Source organism: Bacteroides sp. HF-162 (assembly GCF_015679285.1).
GTDB classification, from domain to species: Bacteria; Bacteroidota; Bacteroidia; order Bacteroidales; family Bacteroidaceae; genus Bacteroides; species Bacteroides uniformis.
The window spans coordinates 512525-533941 of sequence record NZ_CP064937.1; the positions used below are offsets into that span (position 1 = coordinate 512525).

At 48.7% G+C, this 21417-nt stretch carries 11 protein-coding genes and 1 tRNA gene; 11 read left to right on the top strand and 1 reads right to left on the bottom strand.

Features of this window, described 5'->3' with window-relative positions; translation table 11 throughout:
- Window positions 1–65: 65 nt before the first annotated feature.
- Window positions 66–1592, bottom strand: a complete 1527-nt coding sequence (locus tag ITJ87_RS02075; RefSeq protein ID WP_117965644.1) for a hypothetical protein — start codon at window positions 1590–1592, stop codon at window positions 66–68.
- Between the two features lie 138 nt (window positions 1593–1730).
- On the opposite strand from ITJ87_RS02075, the gene ITJ87_RS02080 reads away from it, so the two are divergent.
- The 11 genes from ITJ87_RS02080 (at window position 1731) to bglX (ending at window position 21404) form a co-directional block, all read left to right on the top strand.
- Window positions 1731–2831 (top strand): glycoside hydrolase family 43 protein, encoded by a 1101-nt coding sequence (locus tag ITJ87_RS02080; protein WP_117965646.1) that lies wholly within the window; start codon window positions 1731–1733, stop codon window positions 2829–2831.
- A gap of 142 nt (window positions 2832–2973) precedes the next feature.
- Complete coding sequence (locus ITJ87_RS02085; RefSeq protein WP_117965649.1) at window positions 2974–5655, top strand: DNA gyrase/topoisomerase IV subunit A; 2682 nt, start codon at window positions 2974–2976, stop codon at window positions 5653–5655.
- A 65-nt stretch (window positions 5656–5720) separates the two neighbouring features.
- On the top strand, window positions 5721–6575 hold the full coding sequence (locus ITJ87_RS02090) for a DUF3316 domain-containing protein (RefSeq protein WP_117965652.1): 855 nt from the start codon (window positions 5721–5723) through the stop codon (window positions 6573–6575).
- A gap of 44 nt (window positions 6576–6619) precedes the next feature.
- Complete coding sequence (locus ITJ87_RS02095; protein ID WP_117600232.1) at window positions 6620–7636, top strand: S41 family peptidase; 1017 nt, start codon at window positions 6620–6622, stop codon at window positions 7634–7636.
- Between the two features lie 76 nt (window positions 7637–7712).
- Window positions 7713–7794, top strand: a tRNA-Leu gene (locus ITJ87_RS02100).
- A 167-nt stretch (window positions 7795–7961) separates the two neighbouring features.
- A complete protein-coding gene (locus ITJ87_RS02105; protein WP_117600231.1) occupies window positions 7962–10826 on the top strand; it encodes a hypothetical protein in 2865 nt (954 codons plus the stop codon).
- A 177-nt stretch (window positions 10827–11003) separates the two neighbouring features.
- A complete protein-coding gene (locus tag ITJ87_RS02110; protein WP_117974657.1) occupies window positions 11004–14021 on the top strand; it encodes a TonB-dependent receptor in 3018 nt (1005 codons plus the stop codon).
- A 29-nt stretch (window positions 14022–14050) separates the two neighbouring features.
- A complete protein-coding gene (locus ITJ87_RS02115) occupies window positions 14051–15547 on the top strand; it encodes a RagB/SusD family nutrient uptake outer membrane protein (RefSeq protein WP_117964748.1) in 1497 nt (498 codons plus the stop codon).
- A 31-nt stretch (window positions 15548–15578) separates the two neighbouring features.
- Window positions 15579–17678, top strand: coding sequence for a family 43 glycosylhydrolase (locus ITJ87_RS02120; protein WP_117964746.1), 2100 nt, complete (start codon window positions 15579–15581; stop codon window positions 17676–17678).
- Between the two features lie 17 nt (window positions 17679–17695).
- The gene (locus ITJ87_RS02125) at window positions 17696–19099 is read left to right on the top strand and encodes a glucoamylase family protein (RefSeq protein WP_165853589.1); all 1404 of its coding nucleotides are present in this window, start codon (window positions 17696–17698) and stop codon (window positions 19097–19099) included.
- A gap of 13 nt (window positions 19100–19112) precedes the next feature.
- Entirely contained in the window at window positions 19113–21404 is a 2292-nt protein-coding gene (bglX, locus tag ITJ87_RS02130) for a beta-glucosidase BglX (protein ID WP_117964742.1), read from the top strand.
- The last annotated feature ends 13 nt before the right edge of the window (window positions 21405–21417 follow it).

The window sequence follows — 21417 nt, forward strand, 5'->3', positions numbered from 1 at the left end:
CTTGAAAATAGATACAAGCAAAATACTTACCCTCATTACTTCCACCTACAAGAAGACATTAAATATTACATTTCACCCTTTCCAACCAGCCGATATGCTTCCCTGACTACTTCCTGCGGATAGCCGCACATCTCAATAATCCGGATGGCATTACGTTCCGTCACCGGTCCCGGCTTCAACTTATAATCAAAAGACAATGTATTGTCGGCAACACACTCACAAAAATGAAACAATTCATATTCGTCCTCAAGTAAGGAAGCCAGTTCGACATCGTGAGTGGAAGCAAACACAATACTGTTCTTGTACGCCAAAGCAGACAGCACAGCTTTGGCTATAGCTATCCGTTCCACCGTATTCGTTCCCTTGAACAACTCGTCCAGCAGGAAAAACCGCCAACACTCCTTTCCGGCTTCCAGCATCTCTCGAACAATTTGCACCTCCTGCAGAAAGAAACTTTTTCCTTCCATCAGACTATCCTCCAGATGGATAGCAGAATATAATGCAGCATCCATAGGAAAACGGAAACTGTGGGCAAAACAAGTATGGAGCACTTGTGCGGAAAACAGGTTAAGTCCAATGGCACGAATAAAAGTTGTCTTACCGGACATATTGGAACCGGTAACAAGGACAGATTTGCCACAGAGTGTAATGTCATTAGGGATACAACGTTCTATAAGCGGATGATAAAGCCCCTCTGCATGAAATGTTTCACCCTCACCGCAAGCTTCCGGTAAAACATAATAGGGCAGCCCATCCCGGAGCTCGGAAACAGAGCAAAGCACATCCACCAGTCCGAAATAGCGGAAAACCTCTTCAATCTGTTCCTGTCTACCCTGCAATAGAAAGAAAGCCTTGGAAACCGGAATAACTTCCCGCAGAAAAAACACATTCACTATCTCGGTGAAGAAATAAGCGAAAATGGCGATGTCGCTCTCCAGTCTGATACTGAAACGGAAAGTGGAAAGTTTCTTTCGCAACGGATGCAATGCCTGCAAAGTCTTTTGGATATCCCGATGCACGGATGCACACAACGGAATCTGTGCCAACTTCTCCGCTTGCCTGAGCAACTGCCATAACTGAGGAATGGAAAAGAAATAGCCCTGAATCCGAGCCTTGCTGTGATAGTGCAGTACCATGTTCACCAATACCGATGTGCACAAAATCCCCAGAACATAAAGCGAAGACGTAATGTAAACCATTCCCAACAAAACAAAAGGCACGAATTGCAAGATAGTCAGCAAACGGTAAAAGCGGCGGGAATACACGGGATGGGAAATGGAGAACAACGATGCAATGGTATAAGCATCCGGCGTATCCAGCTTCCGCAACTCCGACCGGATTCCTGCACGCAACTCCTTGTCGGCAGAAAGCTTGCGAATCACCTCCTCTTGTTCCGAAATCTCCGAAAGACGGTTGTAATGCAACACGTCGTAAAGGTACTGTCGGCCCACACAAGAAGAAGTACGGTCAGCCCATTCGAAAAAATCATCCAGATTGAGGTCGTCCCAGGTTTTCTGTGACACCAAATGTTTTATCTCCCTCGCCGACCGGTACTCGTGGTATAGCGATATATCCGAAAATGACTGTCCCATCAAAGAATTATTTGGAATGATGCACAAAAATAATGAAAAGATTGCATTCTATCTAATTTCCTTGCTGCTTTCCCTATATTATGTTTACTTTGCGGATACAAACACTTTTCATTACTTCACCATTAAAATTATAACAAGATGAAACACATTTTTTTCACATTGACACTGTTTTTACTGGCCTTGCTGTCACCATCATGCGGAAACAAAAAAGTAGCATATCAGAATCCCCTGCCCATGGCCTTCGGAGACCCATTCCTACTGAAAGCTTCCGACGGCAAATACTATATGTACGGAACGGGCGGAGTATCGAACGGTTTTAAAGTATACTCCTCCGATGACCTGGTGACATGGACAGACGAGGGTCCCATCTATCAAGGCGGCACCTCCGACTCATGGGCCACCGACTGTTTCTGGGCACCCGAAGTGTATGAACGGAACGGCAAATACTACCTATGGTTCAGCGCCAACTGGAAAGAAAATCCCACTAAAGAGCAAGAGAACTTCCGTATCGGTGTAGCCGTAGCCGATAAGCCTACGGGTCCTTTCAAAGACCTGTTCAACCAACCGGTATTCGACCCCGGCTATCCTATCATCGACGCAAACATACTCTTTGACGATGCTACCGGAAAGACCTACCTCTACTACTCCCGCTGCTGCTACAAACATGCCGTTGAAAGCGAAGTTTCAGCATGGGCTAAAGAAAAGGGCTGGTTTGACGAGATTGAGGAAAGTTGGATTTACGGCGTGGAACTGAAACCAGATTTCTCCGGTATCATCGGAGAACCGGTAGCACTGCTTTGCCCACCCCAGACAATGGACGACCCTCAAGCGGAATGGGAAAACCGCTCGGTGACTTCACATGAAGTCAACAGACGCTGGACAGAAGGCTCGTATATCGTGAAGCACAAAAATCTCTATTATATGCTGTACTCTGCAAACTTTTTCGGAGGAAAAAATTACGCGGTGGGTTATGCTACCTCCCAGAACCCCTTAGGACCATTCACAAAAGCTGCCAACAATCCGGTGCTACAAACGAACACAGAGCAAGGCGGCATCGTGACCGGAACCGGGCATTGTATGCTCATTGATATTCACAACCGACTCTATTGCGTTTATCATGGACGCACCGAAACCACTGGTGATGAACGAATGGTATTCATTGACCCGGCAGAAATCCAACCGGATGGAAAACTGGTGGTCCACGGACCGAATACCGGCTCACAGCAAATTGAGCATTGAATGTAGCCAAGCAAACACCGGCGCGTTGAGGCATACAGTTAAAAAACTATCGTACCGGTTTCCTATAATAGAATTAAATTAGTATTTTTGCCTGCAACTGAAAAATCAGTAATATCATAGAATAGACAATTCCCGAACAAATATGAGCGAAGATTTTGAAGCACCGAAAGATGATTTGGACAAGGAACTCCCGGCCGGGAGCGAAGAACACTCGGATTACAAACCTGCGGACGCAAAGGATGCCAATATAAAACACCAATTGAGCGGCATGTACCAGAATTGGTTTCTGGACTACGCCTCATACGTTATATTGGAACGTGCCGTACCCCATATCATGGATGGTCTGAAACCCGTACAGCGGCGTATCCTCCACTCCATGCGCCGCATGGAAGACGGGCGCTACAACAAGGTGGCGAACATCGTAGGACATACCATGCAGTTCCATCCGCACGGTGATGCTTCTATCGGCGATGCTCTGGTACAACTGGGACAAAAGGACTTGCTCGTGGATTGCCAGGGAAACTGGGGTAACATTCTGACGGGTGACAGCGCCGCTGCCCCCCGTTATATCGAAGCACGTCTCTCCAAGTTCGCACTGGACGTGGTATTCAACCCCAAGACCACCGAATGGAAACTCTCTTATGACGGGCGAAACAAAGAACCGGTTACACTACCGGTAAAATTCCCACTGCTGCTTGCACAAGGTGTGGAAGGTATTGCCGTAGGCTTGTCGTCCAAGATATTGCCACACAACTTCAATGAACTGTGCGACGCTTCCATCAGCTATCTGCACAACGAAGAATTCAAGCTGTACCCCGACTTCCAGACGGGAGGCAGTATCGATGTATCCAAATACAACGACGGTGAACGTGGCGGTGCGATACGCGTGCGCTCCAAAATAGAAAAGATAGACAACAAGACACTTGCCATTAAGGAAATTCCTTACGGAAAAACGGTGGCCAGTGTATGCGACTCCATCGTAAAGGCCAGCGAAAAAGGAAAAATCAAGATACGTAAGGTAGAGGACCTGACATCCGGCAGTGTGGAAATATTAGTGCATCTAGCCCCGGGTGTATCATCCGACAAGACCATCGATGCCCTCTATGCCTTCACCGACTGTGAAGTGAGCATCTCTCCCAACTGCTGTGTCATCGACGACCAAAAGCCCCACTTCCTCACCGTGAGTGATGTATTGCGCAAATCAGTCGACAACACATTGGCACTGCTACGCCAGGAACTGGAAATCCGTAAGGGAGAGATACTGGAAAGCCTGCATTTCGCTTCACTCGAAAAGATATTCATTGAAGAACGTATTTACAAGGATAAGGAGTTTGAACAAGCCAAAAACATGGATGCCGCCTGCGAACATATCGATGAGCGCCTGACTCCCTACTACCCGACTTTCATCCGCGAAGTGACCAAGGAAGACATCCTCCGGCTGATGGAGATAAAGATGGCACGTATCCTCAAGTTCAACTCCGACAAGGCAGAGGAACTGATAGCACGCATGAAGAAGGACATAGAGGAGATAGACCGCCATCTGGCAAACATCGTGGAATATACCGTCGACTGGTTCCGTATGCTGAAAGACAAGTACGGCAAAGGCTTCCCCCGCCACACGGAACTGCGTAACTTCGACACCATCGAGGCAACCAAAGTCATCGAAGCCAACGAAAAGCTGTACATCAACCGCGAAGAGGGGTTCATCGGAACTGGATTGAAGAAAGACGAATTCATAGGCAACTGCTCGCCCATAGATGACGTGATTATCTTCTTCCGCGATGGAAAATATATCATTACCCCAGTGGCCGACAAGAAGTTCGTAGGCAAGAATATACTTTATGCCAACATTTTCAAGAAGAACGACAAACGTACCATCTACAATGTCTGCTACCGTGACGGTAAGGAGGGGACAAGCTATATCAAGCGTTTTGCCGTCACTTCCGTGGTGCGTGACCGCGAATACGATGTGACGCAGGGCACCCCCGACTCCCGTATCACCTACTTCACCGCCAACCCCAACGGCGAAGCCGAAATCATCAAGGTAACCCTGAAACCCAATCCCCGCGTACGCCGCATCATCTTCGAGGAGGATTTCAGCAATATCAATATCAAGGGACGGCAGGCCATGGGAAATATACTCACGAAACTCCCCGTACACAAGATAGCCTTGAAACAGCGCGGAGGCTCCACCCTGGGCGGACGGAAAGTCTGGTTCGACCGTGACGTGCTGCGCCTCAACTACGACGGTCGCGGAGAATATCTCGGAGAATTCCAGAGCGAAGACACCATCCTTGTCGTACAGAACAGCGGAGAGTTCTATGCCACCAACTTCGACCTGAACAATCACTATGACGACGGCATACGCGTATTGGAGAAATACGATCCGAACAAAGTATGGACCGCCGTACTCTACGATGCCGACCAGCAGAACTATCCTTACATCAAGCGTTTCTGCTTCGAAGTAACCGCCCGCAAGCAAAACTATTTAGGAGAAAACAAGAACAGCAGCCTCATTCTGCTGACAGACGAGTGCTACCCACGTTTAGAAGTGGTGTTTGGCGGTCACGACAATTTCCGAGAGCCGATGGTGGTGGAAGCAGACGAATTCATCGCCGTGAAAGGCTTCAAAGCAAAAGGCAAGCGCCTAACCACCTATACTATAGAAACCATCAACGAACTGGAGCCTACCCGTCAACCGGAACCCTCGCAGGAAACCGAAGAGCAGGAAACGGATGAAGAACCGGAAATTCTGGACCCCGACCACGGTAAAAGTGAAGGGGACATACTGGACGAGCTGACAGGACAGATGAAGCTGTTTTGATGAAGAATGAGAATGAAGGATTAGGGATTGGCTGACGATTACTAATTTGTAATTGAGAATTTAATATGTACGTATACAAGATAATAATCCTATGCGGACTGCTCTTGGGAAGTGCCGGACTGAAAGCACAAGAAGCACAATGCAGCATCGACCGGGAGCTACGGGCTGACTCCACCAACCGCAACCGTATCATCACTCGTGCCACCATGTATGGTATCGGCTTCACCAACGTGTTCGACACTTATCTTTCACCTCAGGAGTACAAGGGAATCGATTTCCGTATCTCCCGCGAAAGCATGCGGATGACACGGTTGATGGGCGGCAACGTATCTCTGCAAACTTTCTTCCAGGCAGACTTGGGATACACACACAATAAAGTAGACAATAACAATACATTCTCCGGACTGGCCAACTGGAACTACGGCCTGCATTATAATTTTCCAATCACGGGCAATTTCAAACTGCTTGCCGGAGGAGTCGGCGACTTCAACGGTGGCTTTGTCTATAATCTGCGCAACGGAAACAACCCCGCCCAAGCACGTGCCTATATCAACCTTGCCGCATCGGGAATGGCTATTTGGGACTTACGCATCAAGAACCGTCCCATCACACTACGCTATCAGGTGAATCTTCCTTTGGCAGGTATCATGTTCATGCCCAACTATGGACAGTCCTACTACGAGATATTTACGTTGGGACATTGGGACGGAGTAGTGAACTTCACCTCCCTGCACAACCAGCCCTCTCTGAGACAAATGCTAACCGCCGACTTTCCGGTGGGACGTGCCCGAATGCGTTTTGCTTACATATGGGACGCACAACAGTCCAAAGTAAACGAAATAAAGACACATACTTACTCGCACGTATTCATGGTGGGGTTCGTAAAGGAACTCTATCTGTTTCCTAACAAGAGAAAGTAAAAAGTGACAAGGTGATAAATGATAAGACGATAAGGATAATGTGCATGAAAAGAATATATATCTTAATAATTTGGAGTGCCCTACTCATGTTACTGCCCCTATTGAACGGATGTATTCGTGAGGAAGAGGTTAACAATACCCCACAAGGCAATTTCGAAGCCTTGTGGAAAATAATAGACGAACAGTACTGTTTCCTGGACTACAAGCAAATAGATTGGAATGCCATTCATGACAAGTACCAACCGCTCATCACCCCGGGAATGAGCTACGACGGTCTATTTGAAATATTAGGTAACATGCTTGCCGAGTTGAAAGACGGACATGTCAACTTGTACTCTTCTTCCAACATGGCACGCTACTGGGACTGGTATCTGGATTATCCCCGTAACTTCAACGAAAGTATCATTGAAAAGTACCTGGGAAGAGACTACCGCATTGCCGGAGGCGCCAAATATACCATCTTGGAGGACAACATAGGATATATCTATTACGGTGATTTCTCCAGCGGCATCGGAAACGGCAACCTGGATGAGATTCTGTTATACCTTTCCGCTTGCAATGGCCTGATTATCGACGTGCGCAACAACGGTGGCGGCAACTTGACAAACGCCACCCGAATGGTACAACGTTTCACGAATAAAAAAGTACTGACGGGATATATTCAGCACAAAACTGGCAAAGGCCATAGCGATTTTTCAGATCCGACTCCCATTTATGTAGAACCTTCCAACAGTATCCGCTGGCAAAAAAAGGTAATTGTCCTGACAAATCGTCATTCCTATAGTGCAACCAATGATTTTGTCAATTCCATGCGCTGTTTTCCCAATGTCACCTTGGTTGGTGATAAAACCGGCGGAGGGTCGGGCCTGCCATTCTCTTCGGAACTGCCCAACGGATGGGGAGTACGCTTTTCTGCCAGCCCGCACCTCGATGCCCAAAAACAGCATATCGAGTTCGGCATCGACCCAGACAAAAAGGTGGATATGAGCAAAGAAGATGAGAACAATGACCTGGATACCATCATTGAGGAAGCAAGAAAAATGCTGAAAGTGACTTCCTAAAACGACTTTATCTAAAAAACAATTTGCCAAAACGAAAATTCTTTCTATCTTTGCCACCGCTAATCGGAATTATTCCGCGGATGTGGCGTAATTGGCAGCCGCGCCAGACTTAGGATCTGGTGCCGTGAGGCGTGTAGGTTCGAGTCCTATCATCCGCACAATCCCTATAATAATTTTCAAAAGACAAACAACTAAGAGGGGAGGATATTCATTAAGAAGCATCCTCCCTAACTGCTTCAAGTACCTTTTTTATCTCATCAAAACACAATATTTAGAATACTTATTGTATCTTTGCTTCCAAGAAACACTTCGATTAACCTAAAAAATGAAACAAAATACGATAAGACCGATGCTTTTCAAGCGTTGGGTAGTGTGCCTTTTATTGTTTATTCTCTTCATCCAGGCCAGGGCTTCTTCCTTCATGCCCGCCGTCACCAACTATCTTGCCAAAGACTATGAAGCCGGTTATCAGAACTGGGCATGTGCGCAAGGTAGCAACGGCGAAATGTTTTTCGGCAACAGCCAAGGACTCCTGGTATATGACGGTTATCGCTGGACACTACACAAAGTACCGGGAAACCATATTGTACGTTCAGTATACGTCAAGGAAGATCGCATCTATGTGGGGGCATTCGAGGAATTCGGCTATTTCAAGTATTCGGAGGCAGGCACTCTCCGGTACCATTCTTTGAGCAAATTCCTGAAGAATTTCCCCATGGAGAACAACGAGATATGGAACATTGTAGAGCTGGACGGCCGCATCTACTTCCAGTCGTTCAGCGCATGGTTCTCCTACGACGGGAAAATGGTACGCGCTTTCCGCAACAGACAACAACAGCCGCTCTACTTCTACAACCAAAACGGACATATCTACACACAAATGATTGATGAAGGCTTCTATGAATTCGACGGCAAGGAGTTCCATCACCTCTTTCCCCGCAGCAAAGTGAACGATGACAATGTAGTGGCATTACTGCCCGACGGAAACAACAGCTTCCTGATGGTCACGGAGAACAACGGACTGTTCCGCTACACGGGTGACATCACCCCCTGGAAAACAGACATTGATGCAGAGCTGAAGAAACAGCGGGTGAACCGCGCCGTCATGACCAATGACTCCATATTCATGATAGGTACAGTCCTAAACGGCATATACGCCATCGACCGCAAAGGACATTGCCTCTGGCACTTCAATCTGGATAACCGTTTGGACAACAACACAGTCCTGGGACTGTTCTGTGACAAAGACAACAACGTATGGGCAGCATTGGACGACGGCATCGCATACATCCACCACAACTCCCCCGTCATGCTACTGACCCCTGCCAACCATGAAACCAAGCTGGGTATGGTGTACGACATAGCCCACCGGGGTGACTGTTTCTATCTGGCCACCAACCAGGGCTTGTACGAATACCACCAGATTACCGGAAATATGCGTTTGCTTCCCCATAGCGAAGGACAGAACTGGTATGTAAAGGACATTGACGGGCAACTCTTTGCAGGTAACAATGCCCATACCTTATTAATAGGCGAAAAAGGGAACGTTTCCGTCATAAGCAATACCAACAGCAGTACGTGTCTGATTAAGTGCACCCTCTATGGCGAAGAGATACTGTTGGAATCATCCTACGCCAATTTGCGTATCTATAAAAAGAAGAACGGTCAATGGACCTTTTCGCATGTCGTAGACGGCTTCATTGCACCGGTCATGCACTTGGAGGTTGACCAAAGCGGTGTCATCTGGGCTTCACACATGTATCAGGGAGTCTATAAAATAGTCTTGAGCGATGACTTGTCGGCTGTAAAAAGCGTACGGCACATCTCCCATTTAGGCTCGGAATATATCATCGGCCCTATCCAAGTAATGAAAATGCGGGGACGTATCGTCTTTTCCAGTCCCAATGGCTTCTATACCTATGACGACATCACCCGGCAGATTATCCCCTTCCAAAAGCTGAATACCATTCTGCCTTACATCAGGAATGCCCATTCTGTGGTATCCGTCACGAACGACCGCTTCTGGCTGTCCGGTTCACATGAGTATGCACTGGTAGAGTACGCGGAAGGAGAGTACATCGTGAAACAACGCATTCTCATCGAACTGTTTGATTCTCCATGTATAGAGAACTACAACAATGTGTTCGTTGACAATGACGTTGTCTATTTTAATCTAAATAACGGAATCGCCAGTTACAGCAAAAACACAGACAGCCTCAGTCCAACGTTGGAGTCCGCCCTATCACTGAGCTCTGTCATTTGCTCTTCTTCAGATAAAAAGGAGAAACGCCTGCCTCTGCAGGGAAATGTCGAACTGGAAAGCAATTACCGGGATTTGCTGTTCTCGGTAAGCCTGCCGCATTACAATAAATTGTCCGTACATTTCCATTATGTCCTGCAAGGAGGACAAGGCATGGCTCTGACATCAGACCTAAAAGAGCCCGAAATCCGCTACGGTAGCCTGGATTACGGAGAATACACATTCCAAGCAGAAGCCTATAATGATTTGGGACAGAAAATCGGTGAAGTGGAATATCATTTCGCCATAGCCCGTCCTTTCTACCTCACCTATTATGCTTTTGCACTCTATCTTATAGTTCTCATTGCACTTCTCTACTTCTTCTCCAAGTGGCGCGCCAACCGTGCCATGGAAAAGAAACGGAAAGAGTACGAAGCTGAGCAGATGCAGCAGAACATCAAGATGCGTGAGCAGGAACATCTGATAACTCTACAGCAGCAACAATTGCTGGAAGCCGAGCTGTCAGCAAAGAGTAAAGACCTTGCCAGCATGGCGCTGGGTGTATTTGCCAAGAACGAAGTCTTGGAGAAACTTCGTGCTGCCGTGCAAGAATTCCTGGTAAAAGGGCAATATGGACGCAAGAACCTCGAATCTCTACTGAAGCTCATCAACGAAAACATCGAGACACAAGAGTTCTGGGACGTATTCCAGAACAATTTCGACCTAATTCATGAGAAATTCTTCCGCAACCTGCGCGAACGTTATCCCAGCCTTACCGCCACCGATCTGCGTTTTTGCGCACTGTTGCGCCTAAACCTTTCTACGAAAGACATTGCGCAAATGACCAACCTTACCATCCGGGGAGTGGAGGCAGCACGCTACCGTCTGCGCAAGAAGCTGGATATCCCCGACGGAACGGGATTAGTAGATTTTCTCATTGACTTGAAATAATACAGCTACAAACCATTCTATCATAATAAACTGATTATTAGAAATAAGCTACACTAAAACGTAGTAAAACAGTACCCCTTTTTACTCTAAGCGTATTATCGTGGTAGTGATTTTTTTTGCCTTACTTGCCGTTATTACTTTCTTTGCCGGCAGAATTATTAACTCTTAAATTTAGTTATGAGAAGGCAAACATTATTTCTTCTATTCATGATTTTGTTCTCGTTGCCACTGACAGTTTTGGCACAAGGAACAAAGACAGTTAAAGGAACTGTTGTTGACCAGAACAATGAACCGATCATCGGAGCCACGGTTGTAGTAAAAGGCTCTACTATTGGAGCAGCTACCGACCTCGACGGTAACTATGTACTTAACGGTGTCCCTGAAGAGGCAACACTTGTGTTTAACTATCTAGGCATGTTGCCGCAGGAAATAAGTGCTGCGGGACAATCCGTTGTCAATGTAAGGCTGCGGGAAGATACGCAACTGCTGGATGAAGTCGTTGTCATCGGTTACGGTTCAGCCAAAGCGAAAGACTTAACAGCTCCGATTGATGTCGTTAAAGAAAAAGAATTAGTTAATGTTCCGACCTCCTCTCCAATGGCAGCATTGCAGGGAAAGGTACCAGGCGTTAACATCATCAATTCGGGAACACCGGGCGACGGCCCCAAAGTTACTATCCGCGGTATGGGTTCTTTTGGCGATACCTCTCCTCTCTATGTAGTAGATGGAATGTTCTACGATGACATCAACTTCCTGAACAACTCTGACATTCAGGACATGACCATTCTGAAAGATGCATCTGCATCAGCCATCTACGGTGTTCGTGCCGCCAACGGCGTTGTAATCATTACTACCAAACGTGGTGCACGCAATCAGGATGCCAAAGTAACCTACAATGGCTACGTAGGTATCCAGAAAGCAACCAACCTGCTGGAAATGTGTAACTCCCACGAATATGCCACCATGTTGATGGAAGCGGACGCTGCTTCTTACGGGCACATCTTCGAAAAGTCTATCGAGACCTTCGGAGGTGACCTCAATGCCCTGAAGTTCAATGCAGACACCAATTGGTATGACGAGCTATTACGTACAGCCATGATGACCAACCACAGTCTCAATGTATCCGGCGGTACGGAAAAGGCCACTTATTCTGCCGGTATGAGCTACTTGTCACAAGACGGTATCATGGATGTTGACAACTACTACCGCCGTCTCAACTTCCGCGCTGCATTGGATTTCGATGCACGCAGCTGGTTGAAGCTCGGATTCAACGGTGTATTCAGCAGCTCACAGCAGCAACTGCCCAAGAATGCAGCTTGGCAACAGGCATTCAACACTCCGTCCATCATCCCCGTGTTCGACAATACCCGCGATGACACCATCTTCCCCGACAAGTATGCGTCACCCGAACAGGTGGGTCTGGGTTCCAACTTCAAGAACCCCGTTGCCACAGCCAACTATTACGACAACCGTAATGATGTCTATCAGGTGTTGAGCAACTTCTACGCACAGCTCAACCTCCTCCCCAACAAGCTGAATGTACGTACGAGCTACAGCTACGACTATCGTGCTATCCGTGGTACAGACTTCACACCGACCTATTACATCGGCACTCACCAGCAACAGGCCACTACCTGCCTGACCAAAAAGAATACCGACTATAACAAATGGGTATGGGACAACGTGGCCACTTATACCGACAAGTGGGGGCAGCACTCCTTCACCGGCATGCTGGGTGTATCCATGCGTCAGGAACAGATGAAGTCACTGGAAGGTACAGCTACCAATGTTCCCGAAGGTGAGGATGTCTGGAAATATATCTCCTTGGGTAACAAGGAAGGCGCTACCGTAAAAGATGACGGCTGGAAATACCGCGGTCTCTCCTACTTCACACGTTTGAACTATAACTACGCTGACAAGTACATGTTAATGTTCACTTTCCGTGCCGACGGCTCTTCCAAATACAACGACAAATGGGGTTACTTCCCCTCTGTCGGTGCCGCATGGGTCATCTCTCAAGAACCGTTCATGAAGAATCAAAATATATTCGACTACATGAAACTCCGCGCAAGCTGGGGTAAGCTGGGTAACGACAAGATTGCCGCAAGTGCAGGCTTCGCAAGTATCCAGAACACACAAGCCGTATTGGGAACTGCTCTTGACGGTTTCATCAACTCCACCAACTTCAGCTGGCTGGGTTGGGAAGTCGTAAACGAAACCAACGTAGGTGTCAACTTCTCTACCTTAAACAGCCGTTTGAGTGCCGACATCGACTGGTATTACCGTCTGACTGACAATGCGGTTATCTCTCCGAAACTACCCATGCAAAATGAAACCCTCGCAGGCAACAACGGACAGATTCTGAATAGCGGTATCGACTTCTCACTGAACTGGAACGACAAAATCGGTAAGGATTTCACCTACAACGTAGGCGTCAACCTCTCTTATCTGCACAATGAGGTAAAGAGCCTGAAAGACAACATGACCATCATCAAGGGTGGCAAGACCGTAAACATGGTAGGCGAGAAAATGAACTCTTATTATGGTTTCAAAGTTATCGGTATCTACCAGACTCCGGAAGAATGTGCCGCCGACCCGATTGCTGTAGCCAATGGCCTCGAACCAGGTGATTTCAAATACCAGGATGTAAATGGAGACCACGTCATCGACGGAAGCGACAAGCAGGTACTAGGTTCTTATATCCCCGATTTCACTTACGGATTCAACCTCGGATTCGCTTATAAGAATTTCGACTTTAACCTGACTACTTACGGACAAGCCGGTGGAGAATTGTGGAACAGAAAACGTGCTTTGCGCTATGCACAATCCGACTACAACTTCGACAAAGCCCAGTACGAAAACCGCTGGACCGGACCGGGTTCCACCAATGAACATCCGTCTGCCAAAGCATTGCTCAAGACTTGGAATACCTCGGACAGCAACAATGCCTCTTATTTTGTAGAAAGCTCCAACTACTTCCGTATCCAAAACATCACGTTGGGCTACTCATTCAAGAATGTTAAGGTTGGCAGCTACGTAATGCCGGGCATCCGCCTCTCTCTGACAGCTGACCGTCCGTTCACAACATTCAAGGCAAACAGCTTCACACCTGAATTGTCGGATGCCGAAGGTTGGGATACAGAAGTATACCCTTTGACTTCGACTTATACTTTCGGAGTGCAGATTGATTTCTAAACTATCCAAAACACTAAAAACATATAACAATGAAATTCATAAAGAAAACATTAGCATATATCCTCCCGGCAATGATGCTGCTGGGTAGTACGACTGCTTGTTCCGATTTCATCAACATCGATCCGGAAAACAAGGTACCGGAACAAAGCGTGGACTTCACCAATACGGGCAACATGTATCAACCCGTTGTCGGCGTGTATTCCAAAGTGCGCACATCAGCCATGCACTGGGCCAATGCACTGATCATGTTCACTCGTGACGGTGACGTATGGTCAGGGCGTACAGATGACCAGGGAGCAGCCGTAGATTTCGGCCGCCACTTCAATTATACGAACTCTTTCTGGGCGCTCAATAATGTTTGGGTCACTTTCTACGAAATTATCCGTACAGCCAACTCAGCCCTGGAGTCCCTTAACGGTTATGCCCAACACCTGCCCCCCGGAAGCAACGACTACACTTCGTATGAGACCTATTGCGGAGAAGTACGCACCATTCGTGCATGGGCTTACTATCAGTTGGTTACCAACTTCGGACCTATTGTAATCTACAGAGACAACTACCAGACTGATTTCCGTCGTTCCAATGTAAATTCAGTATATGACTATATGCTGGAAGAGGATTTGAATTACGCAATGGAGAAACTACCCCGTATGCGTCCCAACCAGATGGAGCATAAAGGCGCAGTGACAGCCTTTACCGCCGAAATGCTGGCTGCCAAGATTTACCTCTTGAAGGGAGACTATGCACAAGTTGAAACCTTGACGGACGACATCATCAATAACGGCAACTTCTCTCTATATCCCGACTTCTATAATCTGTTCAAGATTCCAGGAAAGTTGTGTGACGAGTCCTTATTCGAGTGCCAAGTGACCGACTATGGCAACGGCTCAGGAGACTATCTGGGCGTTGACAATTGGTTCCCGTTCCAAGGAACTACCATAACAAGCCCCAACAGTGCCGAACCGAGCTTAGGCGGATGGAACTTCATCGGCTATGAACCAGAGTTCGTGGCATGGGCCGATGCACGCGGCGAAACCGTACGTGCCGAAACCTCCTTCCTGAGAGCCGGACAGAAAACCCGTGAAGGCTGGACAGTCGGTGCAACATCCGGCACCATGACTGACTGCTGGAATGGAAAGGCGTATCTTCCCTACAATCAGATGACCTTACCGCGTACTGACTACGGTGCCAACAACAACGTGCGCATCTTCCGTTATGCAGAAGTGTTACTGATGAACTCCGAAGCCAAGATTCGCCAAGGAAAAGACGGTGACAACGGCTATAATCTGGTTCGTACACGCGCTGAAATGCCTACCAAAAGCGGTGTCACATTGGATGACGTATTGGATGAACGCCGTATGGAACTTTGCAATGAATGGTGCAACCGTTATGTCGACCTGGTTCGTACCGGAAAGGCAGCTGCAGAACTCGGACCGAAAGGTTGGACTGAAGCCAAGACGTACTGGCCTCTTCCATCCAATCAGCTTGATGATCTTCCCGACCTGAAGCTCGACCCGATTGACTAATTCAAAGCAATCTTTATTCCAAATCCATACCATGATAAGAAAAATCTTAATCAGCTGTGGAATAGCCTTTGCCGCTCTGACGGCAAAGGCAACCACGGATGATTCCATTAAAGTTGTGAAAGGGCAGGTTAGCGACTACTACATTACTGTGACCCAAGACCGTATTGTAAAAGGACACGTATTGGACAGTAACCGACAACCGCTTGAAGGTGCTACAGTCATGTTCTTTGCAAGTCCCATGCACAATACCACTGCCCACGACGGCAGCTTTGCCATCAAAGGAGCGAAGAATGACGTACATCTGTATGTCTACTATCCCGGAAAAAAGATAGTGAACAGAATCCTGGCACTGGATGAAACCGATATTGAGGTGATAATGGAAAATGAGGTACACCAGGCTACCACAATCCGCCGTCCGGCTCAAGCGACCCGATGGTATGACCCGCATGCGCCTCTGTCGCGAACCTTCTGCAATCCGATGAACATCAGTTACAATTTCGAGCCTTTCAACAACAATGTGCGCCCCAATGGTTCGTTCCGTTCCTCCGCCGATCCAATGGCGGTAGAATACAAGGGAGAATACTTTCTGTTCTCCACCAACCAGGGCGGTTTTCACTATTCCAAGAATCTGGTGGATTGGGATTTCGTTCCTGCCAGCTTCCAGCGCAAGCCTACAGATGACGACCAGTGCGCGCCGGCAGCCTATGTAAGCGGTGATACACTGTTCTATACCGGCTCCACTTACGAAGGTCTAGCCGTGTGGTACAGCACACACCCCAAAACGGGACGTTTCAAACGTGCCATCGAAAAGAATGTGCTTCCCACATGGGACCCCTGCATGTTTCTGGACGATGACGGCAGACTATATATGTATTATGGCTCCAGCAATGAATACCCGCTAAAGGCAGTGGAACTGGACCGGAATGATTTCTACCCCATCAGTAAGATTCACGACATCATGATGCTCCGTCCTGAAGAACACGGCTGGGAACGCTTCGGCATGAACAATGACGACGAAGTCACGCTTCGTCCATTTACAGAGGGTGCTTACATGACTAAGCACAATGGCAAATATTATTTCCAATATGGCGCTCCGGGTACGGAATTCAAGGTATATGCCGACGGCGTATATGTTTCGGATTCCCCACTGGGCCCGTTTGTCTATCAAAAGCATAACCCGATGTGCTACAAGCCGGGAGGATATGTGCAAGGTGCCGGTCACGGAGGCACGTTCCGCGACGTGAAAGGCAATTACTGGCATGTCGCCACCTGCATGCTCTCCCTGAAATATAAGTTCGAACGCCGCATCGGTCTTTATCCTGTGGCTTTCGACAAGGATGGTACCATGTATTCATCCACTGCCTTCGGTGACTACCCCAACTGGGCGGAACCGATGGACATAAAGAATCCGGAAGACCGCTTTACGGGATGGATGCTTTTGTCCTACGGCAAGCCAGTAGAGGTTTCTTCCACAGACAGCATCCACGTAGCTTCCAACCTGACAGACGAAAGTATGCGTACCTACTGGGCAGCACGCTCCGGTAATCCCGGCGAATGGGCTAGGATAGACCTGGGCAGTACAAAGAATATACGTGCCGTGCAATTAAACTTCTACGACCATAAAGCGGTCCAATACAACCGTGCCATGGATATCTATCACCAATACCGTATTTTTGCTTCCGAGGATGGAAAAGAATGGACATTAGTCATAGACAAGAGTGACAGTGACAAGGATTGTCCGCATGACTACATCGAACTCAACGAGCCGTTGCATGCCCGTTATCTGAAATACGAGAATGTACACATGCCTACGGGAAATGTCGCCTTGTCCGGTTTCCGCGTCTTCGGAAACGGTGACGGTGATGTCCCACAAACCATAAAAGGACTGACCGTGAAACGTGACAAGAAAGACCGCCGGAATGCCCTTATCTCCTGGCAACCCGAAGCAAGCGCTTATGGCTACAACATCTACTACGGCACTGCCGAAGGCAAGATGTACAATGCCATCACGGTACTGGGACAGACGGAATATGACTTCCGCGGACTGGATGCAGACACGGACTATTACTTCACTGTCGAAGCGCTGAACGAAAACGGACGCTCGCCATTGTGCAAGACGACAAAAAATTAAACACAAAAAATAAAGATATGAAAAAACCAATAATGATACATGTGCTGGCTTTGTTCCTAATTTCCACACTGGCAAGCTGCGCGTCCTGCTCTTCCGACCTGAAGGAAAGCGGGAAAGAGAACGGAAAAGAAGAAAAGCCCGACATAGAGGAAGTACGTCCCGAATCATTCGCTTCGGATGACGAAATGCTGGATTACATCCAAAAGGTACATTTGAACTACATGTGGGACGGTGCGGAACCGGTTTCCGGACTGGCACCCGAACGCATTCACCTAGACGGAGAATATCCCGAGAAAGACCAGAGCGTCGTCACCATCGGTGGCAGCGGATTCGGTGTTGCCGGTCTGCTGGTAGGTATAGAGCGTGGCTTTATCCCCAGAGCCGAAGGCGTGAAGCGCCTGACCCAAATTGCCGATTATCTGAAACGCGCCGACCGCTTCCACGGCGTATGGCCCCACTGGCTGTACGGTCCGACCGGAGAGGTGAAGCCTTTCGGACAAAAGGACAATGGCGGCGACCTGGTGGAAAGCTGCTTCCTGATGCAAAGCTTGCTTTGCGTGCGCCAATACTTCCGCGACGGTAACGAGCAGGAAAAGAAACTGGCAAAAAAGATTGACCAATTGTGGAAAGAGATGGAGTTCAGCTGGTATCAGAATGGCAAGGATGTCATCTACTGGCACTGGTCTCCCGAATACAATTGGGAAATGAACTTTCCGCTGGAAGGCTACAACGAGGCATTGATTGTGTATGTGCTCGCAGCCTCCTCCCCTACTTATCCCGTTCCAGCTTCGGCCTACCACAACGGTTGGGCACGCGGCGGCGGTATCAAGTCCGACTCTGCCCCCTACGGCTTGCCTTTGGAATTGAAACACAACGGAGCCGAGAAACTGGGCGGCCCCTTATTCTGGGCACAATACTCGTACATCGGTCTGGACCCGCGTAATCTCAGTGACCGCTATGCCAACTACTGGAACGTGGTGCGCAACCATGCCCTCTCCAACTACCGCTACTGCGTGGAGAACCCGAAGAACTTCAAAGGCTACGGCAAGGACTGCTGGGGACTTACAGCCAGCTACTCTACCCAAGGCTATGCAGCCCATTGCCCGGGTGACAATGATCATGGCGTCATCACACCGACGGCAGCCTTGTCCAGCTTCCCCTATACACCGGAGGAATCCATGCGTGCGCTGAAGTATTTCTATTCCAAAGGAGACTGGATTTGGGGCAAGTACGGTTTCTACGATGCCTTCTCCGAAGCAAGCAACTGGACAGTGCCCCGCTATCTGGCCATCGACCAGTGCACCATTGCCCCGATGATCGAGAACTATCGCACCGGATTGTTGTGGAAACTCTTCATGAGCTGTCCCGAAATCCAGGAAGGTCTGCAGAAGCTAGGCTTCCAACAAATCGCATCTAAATAATTTTCTATATAGCATGAAGAAATACTCATTATTAGCAGCCTTGGCTTTCTCTGCCCTCACCGTGACGGCAACGCCCAAAGAAAGCACATCCCAAGGCACTCCGCAGGACATGGACAAGTTCATTACGGAGTTGATGGGCAAAATGACATTGCACGAGAAAATCGGTCAGCTCAATTTGCCGGTGACGGGAAACATCGTTACCGGACAAGCCAAGAGCAGCGACGTTGCCAGTAAAATCCGCAACGGTGAAGTCGGCGGTCTGTTCAACCTGAAAGGTGTGAAAAACATCCGCGAAGTACAGAAACTGGCCGTAGAGAACAGCCGCCTGGGCATCCCCTTGCTGTTCGGTATGGACGTGATTCACGGTTACGAAACGGTATTCCCCATTCCCCTGGCACTCTCGTGTAGCTGGGACATGGAAGCCATAGAGAAATCGGCCCGTATAGCTGCCATCGAATCAAGTGCGGACGGTATCTGCTGGACATTCAGCCCGATGGTAGACATCTGCCGCGATGCCCGTTGGGGACGCGTATCCGAAGGCAACGGTGAAGACCCATTCCTGGGTTCAGCCATTGCACAAGCCATGATTCGCGGCTATCAAGGTAAGGATATGAGTGCCAACAACGAGATAATGGCTTGCGTAAAGCACTTCGCACTGTATGGCGCCGGAGAGGCCGGCCGCGACTACAACACGGTGGATATGAGCCGCAACCGTATGTTCAACGAATACTTCCCTCCCTACAAGGCTGCCATAGAGGCCGGCGTAGGTAGTGCCATGACCTCCTTCAATGAAATTGACGGAGTACCCGCCACTGCCAACCACTGGCTGCTGACCGACGTACTGCGCAACCAATGGGGCTTCGACGGCTTCGTGGTGACAGACTATACAGCCATCTCCGAAATGATAGACCACGGAATCGGCGACCTGCAGGAAGTATCCGCACGTGCCCTGACCGCCGGAACAGACATGGACATGGTAGCCGACGGATTTATCGGCACACTGGAGAAATCCCTGAAAGAAGGCAAAGTGACTGAGGCCGACATTGACAAAGCCTGCCGACGCATCCTAGAAGCCAAATACAAGCTGGGACTGTTTGCCAATCCGTATAAATACTGCGACGTGAAGCGTGCCGAAAAAGAAGTATTCACTCCCGAGCACCGCTCCATTGCCCGCCAGATTGCCACAGAGACATTCGTGCTGCTGAAGAACCAGGACAACCTACTGCCCTTGCAACGCAAAGGCAACATCGCCTTGATTGGCCCACTTGCCAACACCCGTGCCAACATGCCGGGCACTTGGAGTGTGGCAGCCACAGCAGACAAATACAGCACCCTGCTGGAAGGTTTCAAGAATTCTGTCGGCTCCAAGGCCAACATTCTCTATGCACAAGGCAGCAACCTGATGTACGATGCCGACTACCAGACACGCGCCACGATGTTCGGCCGTGAACTGCCCCGTGGCAATGATCAAGAACTGCTGGACGAAGCCCTGAAAGTAGCCGCACAAGCCGATGTCATCGTAGCAGCCCTCGGCGAGTCTTCCGAGATGAGTGGTGAGAGCAGCAGCCGTTCCGAACTGGAAATGCCGGACGCACAGCGCCACCTGCTGGAAGCATTGCTGAAAACGGGCAAGCCCGTAGTATTGGTATTGTTCTCTGGACGTCCCGTAGTGCTGACTTGGGAGAATGAAAATGTTCCCGCCATCCTGAATGTATGGTTCGGAGGTAGTGAAGCTGCCGACGCCATTGCCGACGTAGTGTTCGGAGACGTTTGCCCCAGCGGTAAGCTGACCACCACTTTCCCACAGAATGTGGGCCAGTTGCCTATGGCATACAATCACAAGAATACCGGCCGTCCTCTGAAAGAAGGCAAATGGTTCGAGAAGTTCCGCAGCAACTACCTGGATGTGAGTAACGACCCGTTGTACCCCTTCGGCTATGGCTTGAGCTACACCACCTTCCAATACAGTGACATCACGCTCAGCTCCAAGCAACTGAATGCGGACGGCAAGCTGACCGCTTCCGTAACCGTAACCAATACGGGCAACTACGATGCAGATGAAATCGTACAGCTCTATATCCGCGACCTGGTGGGCAGCATTACCCGCCCCGTGAAAGAGCTGAAAGGCTTCGAGCGCATCCACCTGAAGAAAGGCGAAAGCAAGCAGGTGACCTTCACCATTACCCCCGAATTGCTGAAGTTCTACAACTACGACATACAGTATGTATACGAACCCGGCGAGTTCCACGTAATGATTGGACCCAACAGCCGCGATGTAAAGACTACGAGTTTTGAGTTGAAATAGGTATAGTTTTGCT